Raw genomic sequence first — 18,005 nt, 5'->3', positions numbered from 1 at the left:
CGTTAGAGAAGCCTCCCTCTTCGACAAGGTGACCGGCAGCCGTGCGTCTTCCCCAGGCCAGATTGGATCAGGTCCTCGACCGCTTCCGCGAGATCGAGGCGCGCATGGGCGCGGCGACCGACGGCGCCGAGATCGTCCGCCTGTCCAAGGAGCATGCCGAATTGAAGCCGGTGGCCGACGCCGTAAGCGCGCTGGCCCGCGCCCGCGAGGAGTTGCCCGAGCTGGAGGAGATGGCCAAGGCCGGCGACGCCGAAATGGCCGCCCTCGCCCAGGACGAACTCGCCGCGCTGGACGAGCGCCTGCCCGAGCTGGAGCGCGAGGTCGCCCTGCTGCTGGCCCCCAAGGACAAGGACGAGAACGCCTCGGCCATCCTGGAAGTGCGCGCCGGCACCGGCGGCGACGAGGCGGCCCTGTTCGCCGGCGACCTCTTTCGCATGTACCAGCGCTACGCCCAGAACCACGGCTGGCGGGTGGAGATCGACAGCGTCTCCGAGGGCGAGGTCGGCGGCTACAAGGAAATCATCGCCTCGATCACCGGGGAGGGCGTGTTCGGCCGCCTGAAGTTCGAAAGCGGGGTCCACCGCGTCCAGCGCGTGCCCGAGACCGAGGCCGGCGGGCGCATCCACACCTCGGCCGCCACCGTCGCCGTCCTGCCCGAGGTCGAGGACGTCGAGATCGAGATTCGCGACCAGGACCTGCGCATCGACACCTACCGCTCGTCCGGCGCCGGCGGCCAGCACGTCAACAAGACCGACTCGGCCGTGCGCATCACCCACCTGCCGACCGGCATCGTAGTGACCTCGTCGGAGAAGTCCCAGCACCAGAACCGCGCCCGCGCCCTGAAGGTGCTGCAGGCCAGGCTCTACGACATGCAGCGCGAGGCGCTCGACACCGCGCGCGCCGACGCCCGCAAGACCCAGGTCGGTTCGGGCGACCGCTCCGAACGCATCCGCACCTACAACTTCCCGCAGGGGCGCGTGACCGACCACCGGATCAATCTGACCCTCTACAACCTCGCCAAGGTCATCGAGGGCGAGGCGCTGGACGATGTGATCAATCCGCTGATCGCCGAGGACCAGGCCGCGCGCCTGGCCGCCCTGGAAGAGGAACTGGGCTAACGGCGCAGCACCCGGCGCACGCGCTCGGCCTGCCGGCGGCCGTCCTCGACCGCCTTCTGCTTGATCCTCGCGACGTCGAGGTGGAACGCCAGCCCGACGCTGTCGGCCATGGCCGCTCCGCGCTCGCCCATCGGCGCCGGCGCGCCGGTGGTCGAATCCAGCGCCGTCTGGTGCTCGATCTCGGCGTTCAGCTCGGCCCCCAGCAGCACGACCATCACCGAGAACCAGACCCAGGTCATGAACGCCACCACTGCGCCCAGCGAGCCGTAGGTCACGTCGAAATGGGCGACATTGTTGAGATACCAGGAAAAGCCCAGCGATCCGCCCATCCAGGCCGCCGCCGCCAGCAAGGCGCCCAGCGAGACCCACCGCCACCTGGCCCGCGCCCGGCACGGCGCGTAGCGATAGAGCAGCGAGAAGGCGCCCGCGGCCATTCCCCACAGCGCCGCCCAGCGCAACGGGATCCACACGGCTGCCAGCGCGCCCAGGCCCAGCCGGTCGAACATCACCGGGGCGGCCACCAGCAGGGCGGTCATCACCACCAGGAACAGCAGCGCCCCGAAGGTGAACAGATAGGTCAGGGCGGTCCGGCGGACGATGTTGCGCTTCTCGTCCTCGTCATAGGCGATGTTCACCCCGTCGAAGAGCGCCTTCATCCCCGCATTGGCCGACCAGATCGACAGCAGCAGGCTGACCAGGAAGGCCAGGGAGAGCGTCGCCTGCGGCCGGGTCGCCAGCCGCACCATCTGCTCGCCGACGATCTGCACCACTTCCTGTGGGAACACCGCCGACATCTCGCGAAGTTGCTGCTCGACCGCCGCCAGGTCCGCGAAGATGCCGTACAGCGAGACGAACACCCCGATCGCCGGGAACAGCGCCAGCAAGGTGTAGAAGGTCACGCCCCCCGCCACCGCCGGCAACCGGTCGCGGCCGATCTCCTGATAGGTCCGCCAGGCGATGTCCTTCCAACCGCGCAGGGGAATGTGATGCGGCCCCTGGGCCAGCCGCCCGCGGCCGGGCTCGGCCTCCTCGAAGACCTGGGGCGAGGCGACCGCCTCCACGCTCAGCGTCCCCGGCGCGGGCTTGCGCGCCCGGCGCAGCAGTTCGGCCATGGCGATCAGCCCCAGCCACGGCGCGGCCCGCAAGGCGATCGAGGCGATCCGCCCGGCTCCGTCCTTCTCGCTCTTTCGCGCCATCTCATCCCCATAGCGCCCCACGAGCGCCAGAAACACCTCGGCGCCGGCCCCGTTCCCGATATGGGGGCGGCGACTTCCGGCCCGCCCGCGACTATACGGGAGAAGACCCTGGCGCATTCGCCTATCGAGGAACCATGACCGGCCACGTCGCTGCGCTCTATCGCCATCCCGTCAAGGGCTTCACGCCTGAGCGGCTCGGCCACGCCGACCTCGCCGCCGACGGCCCCTTCCCCTGCGATCGCCTGTTCGCGGTCGAGAACGGCCCCTCGGGCTTCGATCCGGCCGCACCGGCCTGGATCAGCAAGCAGAAGTTCACCGTCCTGGCGGCCATTCCCCAGGTCGCCAAGGCCCGCACCGCCTATGACGAGGCCAGCGGCGTCCTCACCGCCACGGCCGAGGGTCTGCCGCCGTTCTCGGGCGACCTGGCCGAGCCGCCCGTCCGCGAAGCCTTCACCGCCTGGCTCGCCCAGGTGATCGGTCTGCAGGACATCCGCGGCCCGCTGCGCCTGGTCGACGCGCCCGGCCACCGGTTCATGGATCACCCCAAGGGCCATGTCTCGATCATCAACCTCGCCAGCATCCGTGACCTGGAAAGCAAGATCGGCCGCCCGGTCGATCCCCTGCGGTTCCGCGGCAACGTCTATGTCGAGGGCTGGCCGGCCTGGGCCGAGAACGACTGGATGGGGCGCGACCTCATGCTCGGCTTCGCCCGCGCCCGGGTCTTCGAGCCGATCGTGCGGTGCGCGGCCACCCACGTCGACCCGACCACCGCCGAGTGCGACATGGACGTGGCCAAGGCGCTGTTCGACAACTACGGGCACATGAAGCTGGGCGTCTACGTTCACGTCACCGCATCCGGGCGCGTCACCACCGGCGACGCCATCACCGCGCCCAACCTGGAGCCCGCCGCATGAGCATGACCCTGCTTCAGGCCTGGCAGTCGGCCAAGTCGCGCCTGGAAGCCGCCCACATCGCCGGGCCTGTGATCGACGCACGGCTGCTGGTCGAGGCCGCGGCCGACGCCACCCGCGCGGACATCGTCACCGATCCGCACCGCGCCCTGACGCCCGAGCAGGAGGCGCGTCTGGCCGACTACGTCTCGCGCCGCGAACGCCGCGAGCCGGTCAGCCACATCCTGGGCCGCAAGGGCTTCTGGAAGGTGATGCTGGCGGTCAACGCCGACGTCCTGACCCCGCGGCCCGAGACCGAGGTCATCGTCGACTACGTGCTCAAGCAGTTCCCCGAACAGATGCCCTTCACCATCCTCGACCTGGGCGTCGGGTCGGGGGCGATCATCCTGTCGATCCTGGCCGAGCGTCCGGCCGCCAAGGGCCTGGCCACCGACATCTCCGACGAGGCCCTGGCGGTGGCGCGCGAGAACGCCGCCAATCTGGGCCTGGCCCCGCGCGTGGCCTTCGCCCGCGGCGACTGGACCGCGGGCCTGGCGGACGAGAGCTTCGACGTCGTCGTCTCCAACCCGCCCTACATCTCCAGCGAGGTCATCGAGACCCTGGAGCCGGAGGTGAAGCAGTACGATCCGCGCCTGGCGCTCGACGGCGGCGCCGACGGCCTGGACGCCTACCGGACCCTCGCGCCCGAGATCATGCGGGTGCTGAAGCCCGGCGGCGCCTTCGCCGTCGAGATCGGCTACGACCAAAAGGACGCGGTCGAGGCTCTGTTCAACGCCGCCGGCGCCAACGACGTCTGGACCATCAAGGACTTGTCGACCCACGACCGCGTCGTCGTCGGCGTGAAAAACCCCTTGGAAACCCGCAAGTGAATCGCTAAGTCTCTATCTCGTCTCCACCCAATTCGCCGGTGCTAGAGGTTTGGGCCGTCCTGAGAAACCGGGACGGAAAGCCGCTCCGGCAGGCGCGCAGGCCTAGCGTGTCTCGCGCCTACAGGTCAGGGCGGACGACGGAGAACACTTACGTCTTCAACACGGACTTACGGGCCAAGCAGCCCGATCAAGGCGAGAGGATAGGCCGCGCGCAAACCGGCGACGACCGACGCGGCGGCGGACACAAAGAATGAGAGATTTCAAGGGTATGAAGCGCCAGCGCGGCCGCAATCGCGGCGGCGGAGGCGGCAAGCCGCAACAGCAGAACGCGAACCGGGCCTTCGATTCCAACGGCCCGGACGGCGTCAAGGTGCGCGGCAACGCCCAGCACGTCTTCGAGAAATACCAGCAGCTCGCCCGCGACGCCTCGTCGGCCGGCGACCGCGTGCTGGCCGAGAACTACCTGCAGCACGCCGAGCATTATTTCCGCGTCGTGCGCGCCATGCAGCCGACCAAGCCCGCCGCCGAGATTCTCGGCCGCGACAACTATTCCGGCGGCCTCGACATCGATTTCGAGGACGAGAGCGGCGCCCAGGCGGCCGCTGAAGCCGAAGCCGCCGCTGCAGCCGCGGCGGTGGAAGCCGAGGGCGGTGAAGGCGGCGAGACCGAAGGCCAGCAGGCCCGCGGCGAGCGCTGGCGCGACCGCGAGGATCGCCCGCAACGCGACGACCGCCGCGACCGGGACGACCGTCCCCGCGGCGAGCGTTTCGAGAATCGCCGCGATCGCGACCGTTGGCAGAACCGCGACGAGCGCCCCCGCGACGACCGTCAACGCGAGGATCGTCAGCGCGACGACCGCCCGCGCGGCGAGCGTGAGGATCGCCGTGATCGTGACCGCGACCGTGACGACCGTCCCCGCGGCGAGCGCTTCGAAGGCCGCCGCGACCGTGAGGACCGCCGCGACCGCGAAGACCGCGACCCGCTGGCCGTGGTCGAACCGCAAGCCGCCCCGCTGGGCGCGCCGAGCGAAGAGACCGCCCCCTCCCCCGTCCTGCGCGACGAGGACGGCGGCGAGAGCCACGCCCCGGCCTTCCTGAAGGCCCCGCGCGCGCCCCGCGCCCCCAAGGCCGAGACGCCCGCCGCCGACGGCGAGGAAAAGCCCAAGCCCCGCCGCCGCCGCGCCCCGCGCAGCTTCGAAGGCGGCGACGCCTCCCCGAACGAAACCGAAGACGCCTGATGTTCCTCCCTCCCCCGCTGGGGGAGGGGTGATCGCATATGGGTGTCATCCCGGTTCGCGGAGCAAGACCGGGACCTGTGAACACATCCGGTTCAGAACGTACCTGGGCGGTGCAAGACCCTGAACGCTCAGGTGTTCCTACGGCCTTCTAGAACCGGTACCCCGCTCCGATGCGGAAGCTGCGCCCAGGCAGCGGCGCATAGTCCTTCAGGAACGAGGCGTGCTCGCGCGCCTCGGCGTCGTTGAGGTTCCGCCCCTCGAAGAATACCTTGAGGTTCCGGTCGGCGAAGGGCGTCGCCGAGACCGACACGTTCAACATGCGATAGTCGTCGGTCGGCAGTTCGTACTGCGCCGTCCGCTTCTGGCCCCCGACCTGGCGCAGTTCCAGCTTGCCGGTCCACCAACCGCCCTCGAACACCGCCCTCCCGGTCGCCGACCACGGCGGAATGCGCGGCGGCGCGCCCAGGTCGGTCTCGCCGCGCACATAGTCGGCCGCCCCTTCCAGGCGGAAGCTGCGCTCCCCATCCTGCCACAGCCGATAGGAGGCCTCGGCCTCGGCGCCGTAGAACTTCGCGTCGGTCTGCACGAAGCGATAGACCCGGAAGCCGGACTCGTCATCGACGTCCGCGCTCGCACGCAGGTCGATGAACCCGTCGTACTTCACCGCGAAGGCGTGCAGGTCGGTGGACCACGGACCGCCCGAATAGTGGACCGTCGCATCCAGCGAGTATGAAATCTCCCTGCCCAGCCCGGCGTCGCCGACCTCGAACTGCTGCGTCGCCGGGTGCGGCCCTTCGGAGAACAGCTCCTCCTCGCTCGGCGCACGGCTGGTGCGCGACCCGCTGATCCCCAGGAACCAGCCCTCGGCCGGCCGCAGGAACGCCCCCACCGAGCCCGAGACGTTGGTGAAGTCCCGCTTGGCGATCACACTGTCCAGCGTGCGCTGGTCCAGCCGCAGGCCGCCCTCGATCCCCCAGGTGTCCTTGTCGAGGCGCTGCAGGGTGAAGACCCCGTACTCCTCGATGTCGGTCTTTGGGATCAGCGCCTCTTCACCGACCGCGTCGATGCTCTTCTGCAGCGCCTGGAACCCGACCGCGCCCTGCCAGCCGTTCCGGTCGGGCTGCACCAGCTCCAGCCGCGCCTCCCAGCCGTCCGAATAGAAGGTCGTGCCGACCTCCTCGCCCTCGTATTCGGTGTGGGTGTAGTCGGCCCAGCCGCCGGCGAAGCGCAGCTTCTCGAACGGCCCGAGGTCCAGGTTCAGCTCGCCCTGGGCGTCGACCCGCGTCTGCTCCAGGCCGATGGTCACGTCCTCCTCGGCCGCGACGCCATAGGTGGTGTCGGTCTTCTTGATCGACACCCCGCCATAGCCCAGCGATCCGACATAGGAGACGCCGCCGCCGTAGTTGGTCAGCTCGACCGCGCTGTTGGCCACCTTGGTCGCCTCCCGCAGCGGCGGCGGCAGGCCCTCTTCCTGCGCCAGGCGGCGCGAGACCTGCTCGACCGGAACCTCGTAGTCGCCGCTCTCCCGGCGCAGGCCGTCGAGGCTGAACACCCAGTCGCCAACCCCCAGCTTGAAGGCGGCCGAAGCCATATGGCCGCGGTCGCCGCTGGAGCCCGAGGCCAGCATCCGCCCGTGAAAGCCGTCCTCGACCTTGTTGGGAATCCGGTCGTCGATGATGTTGACGATGCCGCCGATGGCCGAGCCGCCATAGGCCAGGGCCGAGGGGCCGCGCAGCACCTCGATCCGCTCGGCCTCCTGCGGGTCTGTCGCCACCTGATGGTCCGGCGACAGGGCCGAGGCGTCGATCATCCCGACGCCATTGGTCAGCACCAGCACCCGCGGCCCCGCCAGGCCGCGGATCACCGGGCGGCTGGCGCCGGGCCCGAAGAAGGTCGAACGCACCCCCGGCAGGCCCGACAGCACGTCGCCCAACCCCGCGGGCGGCGCGGTGTCCAGGTCGTCGCGCTTGATCACATCGACGCTGGTGGTGGTCGAATCCATCGACACCACATAGGGCGCGCCGGTGACGACCACCTCGGAGACTTCCTTCGGCGCATCGGCGGCCCAAGCCGCCTCCGTGGCGAGCGCCGCGAGACAGAGGGTGCTGGCGGCGGCCAGCAGTCGGAACCTGTACATATGGACGCCTCGGGCGCTGGCGGGCGGACTTGAAACAGCCGCCATCCGTTACGACATAACGGCTTTCCGTTATGAGATAACATAACCAGTCGTCAAGCGGCTTTACTTGCCGACCGGCCCGGAGCCGGGTAGCCAATGCACATGGGAACCGAGTGTCACCACGCCGACGGCGCGCATCCGGGCCTCAAGGGCCAGGCGCTGCTGCACGCCCTCACGGCGGCCGAGAGCCGTTGCGTCGCGACGCAGGAACGCCTCACCGGCCCCCGCCGCCGCGTCCTCGAACTGCTGCTCGAGGCCGACGCCCCCCAGAAGGCCTACGACCTCATCGCCGCCTTCGGCGCCCATGGCGAGCCGGCCAAGCCGCCCACCGTCTATCGCGCGCTGGAATTCCTCGAACGGCTGGGCTTCGCCCATCGGATCGAGAGCCTGAACGCCTACGTCCCCTGCCGCATCGACGGTCCCGAACACCGCGCCGCCTTCCTGATCTGCGACTGCTGCGGCGCGGCCGAGGAGTTCGAGCCGGACTTCTCCAGCCAGCTCGCCGCCGCCGAACGCGCCGGCTACCAGGTCTCCACCATCACCCTGGAAGCCCGCGGCCGCTGCGCCGCCTGCCGCGCGGACTAGGGTTTCAGGCGCACCGATCGGAAAAGCCGGTGATCGAAGTCACCCCCGCCATCAGCCTCGACGAGGCCGAGATCACCGAACGATTCATCCGCTCGGCCGGCCCCGGCGGCCAGAACGTCAACAAGGTCTCGACGGCGGTCGAGTTGCGCTTCGACGTACGCCATTCGCCCTCGTTACCCAACGATGTGGCCGTGCGGCTGATGCGGTTGGCCGGGCGCAAGATCACCCAGGACGGGGTGCTGGTGCTGACCGCCATGAGCTTTCGCACCCAGGAGCGCAATCGCGCCGACGCGCTCGAACGGCTCCTCGACCTGATCCGCAAGGCCGCCGAGCCGCCGCCTCCGCCGCGCAAGAAGACCAAGCCCACCAAGGCCTCGCAAAAACGTCGCGTCGACACCAAGGTCCGCCGCGGCGGCGTCAAGGCCATGCGCGGCAAGGTGCGAGGAGACGACTGACGCGCGCCAAATCGACCACCCGGCCCTTGGCGTGGCCCGCCCGCGGCGCATAAGGTGCAGGCGTCATGTCACGTACCCGCCTCGTCTCCGCCTCCGCCGCCCTGCTGCTGGTCGCCGCCTGCGCCCCGACCCTGGGTCCGCCGCCCCCGCCTCCGCCGCCGGGTTCGACGCCGCCGTCGCCGGGCGTCTTCCGCCCCGAGGACTTTTCGTGGTCGGCCGTGCCGGGGCCTGGCCGCATTGAGGGCCGCCTGGCCTACAGGGCCGGCCAGACCCGCTATTCCTGCGCCGGCGCCGGCGTGGTGCTGACGCCCGAGACGCCCTGGACGCGCCGGCGGATGACCATCCTCTATACCTCGCCCGAGCGTTCGGCCCTGCCGGCCGACGAGGTTCGCGCCCGCACGCCTTCGGCGCCCAGCGGCGACTACTCGGCCTTCGTCAAGCGCACGGTCTGCGACCAGAACAGCCGCTTCAGCTTCTCGGGCCTCGCCAACGGCGCCTGGTACGTCATCACCGTCGCCAAGCCGGTCGGCGCGCCTGGCCCGGACATCGCCATCATGAAGCGGGTCGAGGTCCGCGGCGGCCGCACCCTGGCCCTGGACCTCTAGAGTAGAATCCGACGGCGAAACGGAAAACGCCCCGGAGATCGCTCTCCGGGGCGTCATTCCTAGTGGACCTTGGCCTTGCCGATCTCCAGGCCCTCGGCGCCGGCGCCGACCTGGATGACCGATCCGTCCTCCAGGTCGCCCGCCAGCAGCTTGCGGGCGATGGGGTCGACCAGCTCCTTCTGGATCACGCGCTTCAAGGGGCGCGCGCCATAGACCGGGTCGTAGCCCTTCTCCGCTAGCCAGTGCATGGCCGCCGGGTCGAGCACGAGGCTCATGCGCCGGTCGGCCAGCAGCTTCTCGACCCGCTGGAGTTGGATGCCGACGATGTTGTCCATCTCCCCGCGGCCCAGCCGCTTGAAGAGGATGATCTCGTCGATCCGGTTCAGGAACTCGGGCCGGAAGTGGCGGCGAACCACCTCCATCACCATCGGCCGCGCCGCCTCGACGTCCTCGCCCTCGGCCTGATTGGCCAGGAACTCGGACCCCAGGTTCGAGGTCATGATCAGGATGGTGTTCCGGAAGTCGATCGTGCGGCCCTGGCCATCGGTCAGGCGACCGTCGTCCAGCACCTGCAGCAGCACGTTGAACACGTCCGGGTGCGCCTTCTCCACCTCGTCGAACAGCACGACCTGATAGGGCCGGCGCCGCACGGCTTCGGTCAGCGCCCCGCCCTCGTCGTAGCCGACATAGCCGGGAGGCGCGCCGATCATCCGGCTGACCGAGTGCTTTTCCATGTACTCCGACATGTCGAGGCGGGTGATCGCGCTCTCGTCGTCGAACATGAACTCGGCCAGGGCCTTGGTCAGCTCGGTCTTGCCGACCCCGGTGGGGCCGAGGAACAGGAACGAGCCGATCGGGCGGTTGGGGTCCTGCAGCCCGGCGCGCGCGCGGCGCACGGCGTCGGCCACCGCGACGAGGGCTTCCTCCTGCCCGACCACGCGGCCGCGCAAGGCGTCCTCCATCGCCAGCAGCTTCTCGCGCTCGCCTTCCAGCATCTTGTCGACCGGAATGCCGGTCCAGCGGCTGACCACGGCGGCGATCTGCTCGGCGTCCACGACCTCGGGCGAGATCGGGTTCTCGGCCGCAGCTTCTTCCTCCTCGGCCAGGCGGCGCTCCAGGGCCGGGATCTCGCCATAGGCGATCTCCGAGGCGCGCTGCAGGTCGCCGCGGCGCTGGGCCGCGACCAGTTCGGCGCGCAGCCGGTCCAGGGCCTCGCGGGCCTGGGCGGCGGACGAGACCTTGTCCTTCTCGGCCTTCCAGCGCGCGGTCATCTCGGCCGATTGGCCTTCCAGATCGTCCAGCTCGTCTTCCAGCTTCTCCAGCCGCGCCTTGGAGGCGGCGTCCGGCTCCTTGGCCAAGGCCTCGCGCTCGATCTTGAGCTGCACGATGCGCCGGTCGATCTCGTCCAGCTCCTCGGGCTTGGAGTCGACCGCCATGCGCACGCGGCTGGCCGCCTCGTCCACCAGGTCGATGGCCTTGTCGGGCAGGAAGCGGTCGGTGATGTAGCGGTTCGAGAGCGTCGCCGCCGCCACGATGGCGCTGTCAGAGATGCGCACCCCATGGTGCACCTCGTACTTCTCCTTCAACCCGCGCAGGATCGAGATCGTGTCCTCGACGGTCGGCTCGCTGACGAACACCGGCTGGAACCGGCGGGCCAGAGCCGCATCCTTCTCGACGTGCTTGCGGTACTCGTCCAGCGTGGTCGCGCCGACGCAATGCAGCTCCCCGCGCGCCAGGGCGGGCTTGAGCAGGTTCGAGGCGTCCATCGCCCCATCCGTCTTGCCGGCCCCGACCAGGGTGTGCATCTCGTCGATGAAGAGGACGATGGAGCCTTCGGCCGCCGTGACCTCGCCCAGAACGGCCTTCAAACGCTCCTCGAACTCGCCGCGATACTTCGCGCCGGCGATCAGCGCGCCCATGTCGAGCGCGTGGAGCTGCTTGTCTTTCAGGCTTTCGGGCACGTCGCCATTGACGATGCGCAGGGCCAGGCCCTCGACGATCGCAGTCTTGCCGACGCCCGGCTCGCCGATCAGCACCGGGTTGTTCTTGGTCCGGCGCGACAACACCTGGATGGTGCGGCGAATCTCCTCGTCGCGGCCGATCACCGGGTCGAGCTTGCCGTCCCGCGCGGCCTGGGTCAGGTCGCGGGCGTAGCGCTTGAGCGCGTCATAGCCTTCCTCGGCCGAGGCGCTGTCGGCGGTCTTGCCCTTGCGCATGGCCTTGGCGGCCTCCTCCAGCGCCGAAACATTGGCGCCGGCGTCCTTCAGCGCCTTGGCCGCCTCGCCGCCTTCCTTGGCGATGGCGATCAGCAGCCGCTCGGTGGTGACGAAGGCGTCGCCCGCGGCCTTCGCCCCGGCCTCGGCCTCGGCGAAGATGCGCGCGGTCTCGGGCGACATGTAGAGCTGGCCCGAGCCGCCCTCCACCTTGGCCCGCTTGGCCAGCAGGGCGTCGGCCGCCTGGTCGGCGGCGTCGGGCCTTCCGCCCGCGCTCTGGATCAGCGCGCGGCTCAGGCCGTCCTTTTCCTCCAGCAGCACCTTGAGCAGGTGCTCGGGCGCAAGCTGCTGGTGCCGGCGCGCCAGCGCCAGGCTTTGGGCCGACTGGATCGCCTGCTTGGCGCGGTCGGAATAGAGATCAATGTTCATGCGGTCCCCTCGATAGGCGGATTGGCGGGGCCGCCTCCAAGGAGCACGGCCACGCCTCGATGGGATGTAGTGTGGCCAAAGCGCCACACAAGCCGCGGCGGTTCCCAAAAATCAGCCCGGCGAGCCGATCTTTCCGAAAAGCGCCGCGGCCGCCTTGAGCCTTCGCAAAATCTACTCGCGCGCCATCTCGGCCGCGCCCACCGCCTCGCCGTCCAGCGCCTGGTCGGCGTCCATGGTCACGGTCACGGTCTTCAGCGCCCCGGTGAACCTGAACGGCTCGGCATAGTCCCCGACCGGGCTGCCGCGGTCGCGGCCGATGTCCAGGCCCGACCATGAGATCAGGGTCATGAAACCCATATGGGTGTGGACGCCGCCGGCGTCCTTTCCATCCACCGTCAGGGTGAAGCTGCGCCCATCGCCCTGGGTCACCCGCACGCCCAGCCGGCGCCGCCCGGGCGGGACCGCCGCCTCCGAACTCACCGTCGTCCTCGCCCCGCCGACGTTCAAGGTATGATGCAGCCGTCCGTCCCGCACGAACAGGGAATAGCCGCTGGTGGCGTCGCCATGGGCGATCAGCACCCCTTCGTCGCCTTCGGCCAGGTTCACCTCGGCCTCGATGAAATAGGAGCGCGAGCGCACGTCCGGCGCGCAATCGCCCGGCAGGTGCCCCATGCCCTTGTGGAACACGAACCGCTTGCGCGCGCCCTGGTGGCGCAGGGCGTTCTCGGCGAAGCGCGGCCCGAACCGGTCGTCCAGCGGCAGCACCTTGCAGCGCTCGGCCTGCCGCCACCACTCGTCCACCAGCGCCGTCAGCCGCCCCGGCTCGCGCTCGGCCAGGTCCTCGACTTCCGAGAAGTCGGCCGCCAGGTGGTAAAGCTCCCAGCGATCGTCGTCGAACGCCGCGCCCGGCGGATGGAACGCCACCGCCTTCCAGCCGTCCTGCACCAGGCCGCGGTGGCCGAACATCTCGAAATACTGCGCCTGGGTCTTGGACGGCGCGGCCGGGTCGGCCAGCGAGGCGGCGAAGCTCGTCCCCTCCATCGGCGCCTGGGCCAGGCCGTTGATCGTGGCCGGCGGAGTGATCCCGATCACGTCCAGCAAGGTCGGGGTCAGGTCGCAGGCGTGGGCGAACTGGGTCCGGGTCTCGCCCCGCGCGGCGATCCCGTTCTTCCAGGCGATCACCAGCGGGTCGCGGATGCCGCCGCCGTGGGTGTTCTGCTTGTAGCGCTTGAGCGGCGTGTTCGAGGCCATGGCCCAGCCGTGCGGGAAGTTCGAATGGCTGTCTGGCCCGCCGATGTCCTCGATCCGCGCCAGCTTCTCCGGCATCGGCTCGAACTTCATGTTGTAGGGGCCCATGGCGTTGACGAAGCCCAGCGGCCCGCCCTCCTGGCTCGCCCCGTTGTCCGACAACACCAGGATCAGGGTGTCGTCCTTGACGCCCGCGTCCTCGAGAAAGGCGACCAGCCGCGCCAGGTGGCGGTCGGCGTGGTCCAGCATGCCGGCGAAGGCGCTCTGGAGCCGGGTGAACACCCTTTGCTCGTCCGGCGAATGCTCGGCCCAGGCCTTCACCCCGTCGTTGCGCGACGGCAGCCGGGTGTCTTCCGGAACGATCCCCATCGCCTTCTGCCGCGCGAGGCGCCGCTCGCGCTCGACGTCCCAGCCGGCCTCGAACACCGCATCATAGCTCTTGATGATGTCCATCGGCGCCTGGTGCGGCGCGTGGCAGGCGCCCAGCCCCAGCCACAGCAGCCAGGGCTGCTCCGGCGCATCGGCGATATGGTCGGCGATGAAGCGGATCGACTCGTCCACCAGGTCTTCGGTCAGGTGGTAGCCGTCCTTGTACTTGCCCGGCGGGTCGATCGGGGTGTTGTCGCGCACGAGTTCGGGCGAGAACTGGTCGGTCTCGGCGTCCATGAAGCCGTAATAGCGGTTGAAGCCCCGCCCCAGCGGCCAGCCGTCATAGGGCCCCGCCGCCCCGGTCTGGTTCAGCGGCGTCGCGTGCCACTTGCCGACCATGTAGGTCCCATAGCCGCTGGCGCGCAGGATCTCGGCCAGCGTCCCGGCCTCCGGCGCGATCTTGCCGCGGTAGCCGGGGAAGCCGGAGTCGAAATTGGCCAGGCACCCCATGCCCACCGAATGGTGGTTGCGCCCGGTCAGCAGCGCCGCGCGCGTGGTCGAACACATGGCCGTGGTGTGGAAGCCGGTGTAGCGCAGGCCGTCAGCCGCCAGGGCGTCGATGGTCGGGGTGCGGATCGGCGAGCCGTAGCAGCCGAAGTCCGAGAATCCCACATCGTCGAACAGCACCACCAGCACGTTCGGCGCGCCCTTCGGCGGACGCGCCGGCGCCGGCCAGTAGGGGACCGAGTCCGCCAGGGTCCTGCCGATCTTCGCCTTGCCGTCCGGTCCCGACATTTTGGCAGACTCCATGCTAATTCTATGGAGTTGTCGCCCGGAACCGCCCGATTGGCAAGCTGGCCCAGCAAAAGGTGTCACCCCGGAAAGCGCGGAGCGCTTATCCGGGGCCCATGCACGCAGATGGATCAGGATGGGCGCGGCCGAGCCAACCCCCTTCAAGATCAGGTGTTCATAGGTCCCGGTCTTGCTTCGCAAACCGGGAAGACACGAACAGCGCAGCCAGCCCGCCCGCTACTTCTGGTTCGCGTAGAGCTTCACCACCTCGTAGAGGAAGTCGCGGCCTTCATAGAGCGAGCGCACGCGCATCTTCTCGTTGAGGCCATGGGCGCCGTTGCCGCCGACCTCGCCGAAGAAGCCGGTCAGGCCGTAGGTCGGCACGCCCACGGCGTTCAGGAACCGCCCGTCCGTCGCGCCCGTCGCCATCACCGGAACCACCGGCACGCCCGGCCACAGCTTGGCCGCGACCTTCTCCACCGGCCCCATGATCTGCTTGCCCAGGGTCGGCGGCGGGCTGACCGGGCTCGGCTCGCCCACGGTCGTCACGCTGATCGCCTCGTCGGCCAGCACCTTGACCAGCGTCTGACGCACCGCCTCGACGCTCTCGCCCGGCAGGATGCGGCAGTTCACGTTCGCCCGCGCCCGTTGCGGCAGGGCGTTGGGCGCATGGCCGGCGTTGACCATGGTGGCGACGCAGGTGGTGCGCATCATCGAGTTGCGGCCCGGATCGCGCGCCACGATGGCCACGGCCTGCGCATTCGAGGGGTCCTTGGCGACGGCGGCCATGGCCTCGCCGCTGGCTCCGCCCTCGATCTTGGCCATCCGCTCGAAATTGGCGGTCACCGCATCGTTCAGCTTGATCGGAAAGTCGTAGCCGGCCAGGCGGCTCAGGCCCTGCGACAGATGATAGATCGCATTGTCCCGCAGCGGCACGGAGGAGTGGCCGCCCTTGTTGGTCACTTCCAGGGTGTAGTCCTGATAGACCTTCTCGCCGGCCTGGATGCCCAGGGTGACCCGGTTCCCGGTCTCGTCCAGCCGCCCGCCCGCGCCTTCGTTCAGCACGAACTGCGCATCCATCAGGTCGCGGTGGTTGGCGATCAGGTACTGCACGCCGTTGAAGGTGTCGGGCGTCTCCTCGCCGCAGGTCAGGGCCATGCGGATCGTGCGCCGGGGCTTGAAGCCCTCGGTCTTGTAGCGGGCCAGGGTGTCGGTCCAGACCGCGGCCTGAGCCTTGTCGTCGCTGGCGCCGCGCGCATAGAAGAAGCCGCCCTCTTCCACCAGCTTGAACGGGTCGCGCTCCCAGTCGGCGCGGTTGGCCTCGACCACGTCGATATGGGCCAGCAGCAGGATCGGCTTGGCCTTGGCGTCGGTCCCCTTCAACGTCGCCACCAGCGCCCCGTCCTTGGGCCGGTCCGGCGGGACGATGACCTGCAGGTCGGCGTCGACGAATCCGGCGGTCTTCAGCCGCGAGGCCATGGCCTGGGCCGCGGCCGTGCAACTGCCCGCCGACAGGGTCGTATTGATCTCGATCAGCTCCTTGTAGAGCTCGCGGAAGGCCGCCTGGTCGGGCCTGACGCTCTGCGCCGCCGCTGGCGAAGCCAAGGCCGCGGCCGCCAGGGCGGCGGCGGAAACTGCACGGATCATCGAACCCTCCCGAATGAGCTGGCGCGAGCCTAGAGCATTTTCCGCCGAAGTGGACGCCGGTTCGGCGCAGAAAATGCTCTCAATTCAAAGAGTCTCGAGCGTGATCCGATTCTATCGAAGCGGATCGCGCTCTGAGGAGCCACATGCGGCCGGGGCAATGGCGAGGCTTCCCAAATGCTCCTCTTCTGGGCAGGGTCTATTCTCAGTTCACGTCCGACTTCTTCGGCGGTCCTGGCGGCAGGGGCGCGACCGGCACGCCGTCCTCGGCCAGCTTGCGCACCTCGGCGGGCGTGGCCTCGCCATAGATGCCGCGGTCCTCGGACCGGCTCTCGTGGATCGCCCGCGCCTCCCTGGCGAAGGCGTCGCCGACATAGTCGAAGTTCTCCTCGACATGGGCGCGGACCTTGCCCATCGCCTCCATCACCATCGAGCGCATCTGCGGCGAGACGTCGGGCACGGCGGTCTTCTTCGTGCCGGCCACCGCCGGGGCCATGATCTGCTTGGCCACGGCGCGGCTGTCGCAGACCGGGCAGGCGATCAGGCCGCGCTCGGACTGGGCGTCGTAGTCGGCGGACGAGCCGAACCATCCCTCGAATTCATGGCCATGTTCGCAGGCCAGCCCATAGCGGATCATGCGATGGAGACAGGCGCCGCAAAGGCCCGCGCATTGGCCAGGGCCGGGATCGCCGCTCGCGCCTTGGCCACGGCCGCTAGGTCCAGGTCGAGCGTCAGCACGCTCGGCTCGTCGTGGTCCAGCTTGCCCAACACCTCGCCCCAGGGACCGACCGCCAGGGTCCGGCCCCAGGTGCCGCGGCCGTCCTCGTGGAAACCGCCCTGGGCGGGCGCCAGCACGAAGCTGCCGGTCTCGATGGCCCGCGCCCGCAGCAGGGTCTCCCAATGCGCCTCGCCGGTCGGCCGCGTGAACGCCGCCGGCGTCACGATCACCTCCGCCCCCGCCTGGGCCAGCGCCCGGTAGAGCGCCGGGAACCGCACGTCGTAACAGATGGTCAGGCCCAGCTTCAGCTCGCCGGCCCGCGCCGCCACCGCCCGCTCGCCCGGCTCGTAGGTCTCGCTCTCGCGCGCGCTCTCGCCGGTCGGCAGATCCACGTCGAACATGTGCAGCTTGTCGTAGGTCGCCGCAATCTCGCCTTGCGGTGTGATCAGGGCCGCGCGGTTGGCCGCCCTGCCATCCGGCCGCTTCACCAGCGCCGAGCCGACCAGGATCGTCACCGACAGTTCCCGCGCCAGGGCCTGCAGCCCCTGCACCACCGGGTCATCCTCCAGCAGGGTCAGGACCGGCGCCAGGGCGGCCTTGTCCTTCTGCAGGATGTTTGTCCCCTCGGGCGTGGCGATGAAACACGCCCCCTGCGCAGCAGCCTCCCGCACCAGCGGCGCGACATGCGCCAGCGCGGCCGCATGGCTGGCCGGGGTTCTGGTCTGGATCAGTCCGACGCGAAGGGTCATGGCCAAATCCGATAGGTCAGGAGGACTGCGGGCTCAAGCCGCCAGCAGGGCGTCCAGCTTGCCGTCGAATTCCAGCGCCATCATGTCGTCGCAGCCGCCGATGTGCTGGTCGCCAATGAAGATCTGCGGGAAAGTCGCGCGGCCGTTGGCGCGCGCGATCATCTCCTGACGCTTCTCGGGATCGAACGCCGCCTCGATCTCCGTGAACTCGACGCCCTTCTTCCTCAGCAGCGACAGCGCGCGCAGGCAGTAGGGGCAGGAAGGCTTGGTATAGATGGTCACGTCGGCCATGGATCGCCTAGTCTGGATCGGGTTGGAACGGTTCGGCTCTATATGGTGCGGCTCGCCGCCTCTTTAACCCTGGCGACGACCGCGACGTCAACGCGCGCAGCGCCGGCTGCCAGCAAGGCCCGCGCGCAGCCCTCCAGGGTAGCCCCGGTGGTCATCACGTCGTCGATCAGCAGCACCGTCCGTCCCTCGACCTGCGTCTTACGCCCAGGCGGAACCGTGAAGGCCGCCGCCACATTGCGCCGCCGACCGCTGGCGGACCGCCCGCCTTGCGTGCCGGTGTCGCGCCGCCGGACCACCACGTCGGCGAGATAGGGCCGCTCCCACATCCGCGCCAGCGGCCTGGCGATCTCGGCGGCCTGGTTGAACCGCCGCCCCAGCAGGCGCGAGCGGTGCAGCGGCA

General features: G+C 69.7%; 16 protein-coding genes. 7 read left to right on the top strand and 9 right to left on the bottom strand.

The features are described from left to right. Positions 1-41 precede the first annotated feature (41 nt). Positions 42-1,118, top strand: coding sequence for a peptide chain release factor 1 (gene prfA / locus ACE3TL_RS12555; protein WP_374579029.1), 1,077 nt, complete (start codon positions 42-44; stop codon positions 1,116-1,118). Here prfA and ACE3TL_RS12550 read toward each other — a convergent pair. Beyond that, on the bottom strand, positions 1,115-2,314 hold the full coding sequence (locus ACE3TL_RS12550; protein ID WP_374579028.1) for a YihY/virulence factor BrkB family protein: 1,200 nt from the start codon (positions 2,312-2,314) through the stop codon (positions 1,115-1,117). The genes prfA and ACE3TL_RS12550 overlap by 4 nt on opposite strands. A gap of 134 nt (positions 2,315-2,448) precedes the next feature. Here ACE3TL_RS12550 and ACE3TL_RS12545 point away from each other — a divergent pair, with 134 nt between their 5' ends. The 3 genes from ACE3TL_RS12545 (at position 2,449) to ACE3TL_RS12535 (ending at position 5,331) form a co-directional block, all read left to right on the top strand. Continuing rightward, positions 2,449-3,228, top strand: coding sequence for an MOSC domain-containing protein (locus ACE3TL_RS12545; RefSeq protein ID WP_374579027.1), 780 nt, complete (start codon positions 2,449-2,451; stop codon positions 3,226-3,228). Beyond that, positions 3,225-4,094, top strand: a complete 870-nt coding sequence (prmC, locus tag ACE3TL_RS12540) for a peptide chain release factor N(5)-glutamine methyltransferase (protein WP_374579026.1) — start codon at positions 3,225-3,227, stop codon at positions 4,092-4,094. The genes ACE3TL_RS12545 and prmC overlap by 4 nt, the downstream gene beginning before the upstream one ends. Positions 4,095-4,344: 250 nt before the next feature. Next, positions 4,345-5,331 carry a DUF4167 domain-containing protein gene (locus ACE3TL_RS12535; protein ID WP_374579025.1) on the top strand — a complete coding sequence of 329 codons (987 nt, stop codon included), beginning with the start codon at positions 4,345-4,347 and terminating at the stop codon, positions 5,329-5,331. A 148-nt stretch (positions 5,332-5,479) separates the two neighbouring features. On the opposite strand, the gene ACE3TL_RS12530 is transcribed toward ACE3TL_RS12535, so the two are convergent. Next, on the bottom strand, positions 5,480-7,468 hold the full coding sequence (locus tag ACE3TL_RS12530) for a TonB-dependent receptor (protein WP_374579024.1): 1,989 nt from the start codon (positions 7,466-7,468) through the stop codon (positions 5,480-5,482). Positions 7,469-7,609: 141 nt separating this feature from the next. Between ACE3TL_RS12530 and ACE3TL_RS12525 the strand changes: the two genes are divergently transcribed. The 3 genes from ACE3TL_RS12525 to ACE3TL_RS12515 all read left to right on the top strand — a co-directional run bounded on the left by ACE3TL_RS12525 (position 7,610) and on the right by ACE3TL_RS12515 (position 9,152). Then, positions 7,610-8,092: a Fur family transcriptional regulator gene (locus ACE3TL_RS12525; RefSeq protein WP_374579023.1), complete on the top strand. Its 483-nt coding sequence runs from the start codon at positions 7,610-7,612 to the stop codon at positions 8,090-8,092. 29 nt (positions 8,093-8,121) lie between these two features. Next, positions 8,122-8,547 (top strand): alternative ribosome rescue aminoacyl-tRNA hydrolase ArfB, encoded by a 426-nt coding sequence (gene arfB / locus ACE3TL_RS12520; RefSeq protein ID WP_374579022.1) that lies wholly within the window; start codon positions 8,122-8,124, stop codon positions 8,545-8,547. Positions 8,548-8,612: 65 nt separating this feature from the next. Continuing rightward, positions 8,613-9,152, top strand: a complete 540-nt coding sequence (locus ACE3TL_RS12515) for a hypothetical protein (RefSeq protein ID WP_374579021.1) — start codon at positions 8,613-8,615, stop codon at positions 9,150-9,152. 59 nt (positions 9,153-9,211) lie between these two features. Here the strand turns inward: ACE3TL_RS12515 and clpB are convergent, their stop codons facing one another. The 7 genes from clpB to ACE3TL_RS12480 form a co-directional block, all read right to left on the bottom strand. Further along, on the bottom strand, positions 9,212-11,794 hold the full coding sequence (gene clpB / locus ACE3TL_RS12510) for an ATP-dependent chaperone ClpB (RefSeq protein WP_374579020.1): 2,583 nt from the start codon (positions 11,792-11,794) through the stop codon (positions 9,212-9,214). 171 nt (positions 11,795-11,965) lie between these two features. Beyond that, positions 11,966-14,206, bottom strand: coding sequence for an arylsulfatase (locus tag ACE3TL_RS12505; protein ID WP_374579019.1), 2,241 nt, complete (start codon positions 14,204-14,206; stop codon positions 11,966-11,968). Between the two features lie 234 nt (positions 14,207-14,440). Next, positions 14,441-15,850, bottom strand: coding sequence for a M20/M25/M40 family metallo-hydrolase (locus tag ACE3TL_RS12500; protein WP_374579018.1), 1,410 nt, complete (start codon positions 15,848-15,850; stop codon positions 14,441-14,443). 202 nt (positions 15,851-16,052) lie between these two features. Next, complete coding sequence (locus ACE3TL_RS12495) at positions 16,053-16,484, bottom strand: DUF1178 family protein (RefSeq protein WP_374579017.1); 432 nt, start codon at positions 16,482-16,484, stop codon at positions 16,053-16,055. Beyond that, positions 16,481-17,314, bottom strand: a complete 834-nt coding sequence (locus ACE3TL_RS12490; protein ID WP_374579016.1) for a carbon-nitrogen hydrolase family protein — start codon at positions 17,312-17,314, stop codon at positions 16,481-16,483. The genes ACE3TL_RS12495 and ACE3TL_RS12490 overlap by 4 nt, the downstream gene beginning before the upstream one ends. A gap of 33 nt (positions 17,315-17,347) precedes the next feature. Further along, positions 17,348-17,605 (bottom strand): glutaredoxin 3, encoded by a 258-nt coding sequence (gene grxC / locus ACE3TL_RS12485; RefSeq protein ID WP_374579015.1) that lies wholly within the window; start codon positions 17,603-17,605, stop codon positions 17,348-17,350. A 38-nt stretch (positions 17,606-17,643) separates the two neighbouring features. Beyond that, the coding region (locus ACE3TL_RS12480) for a ComF family protein (protein ID WP_374579014.1) at positions 17,644-18,005 on the bottom strand (362 nt) is incomplete at its 5' end.

Source organism: Phenylobacterium sp., assembly GCF_041920015.1.
Classification (GTDB): Bacteria; Pseudomonadota; Alphaproteobacteria; order Caulobacterales; family Caulobacteraceae; genus Phenylobacterium.
The sequence above is the reverse complement of the archived record's forward strand: the minus strand, read 5'-3'. Positions and strand labels throughout refer to the sequence as shown.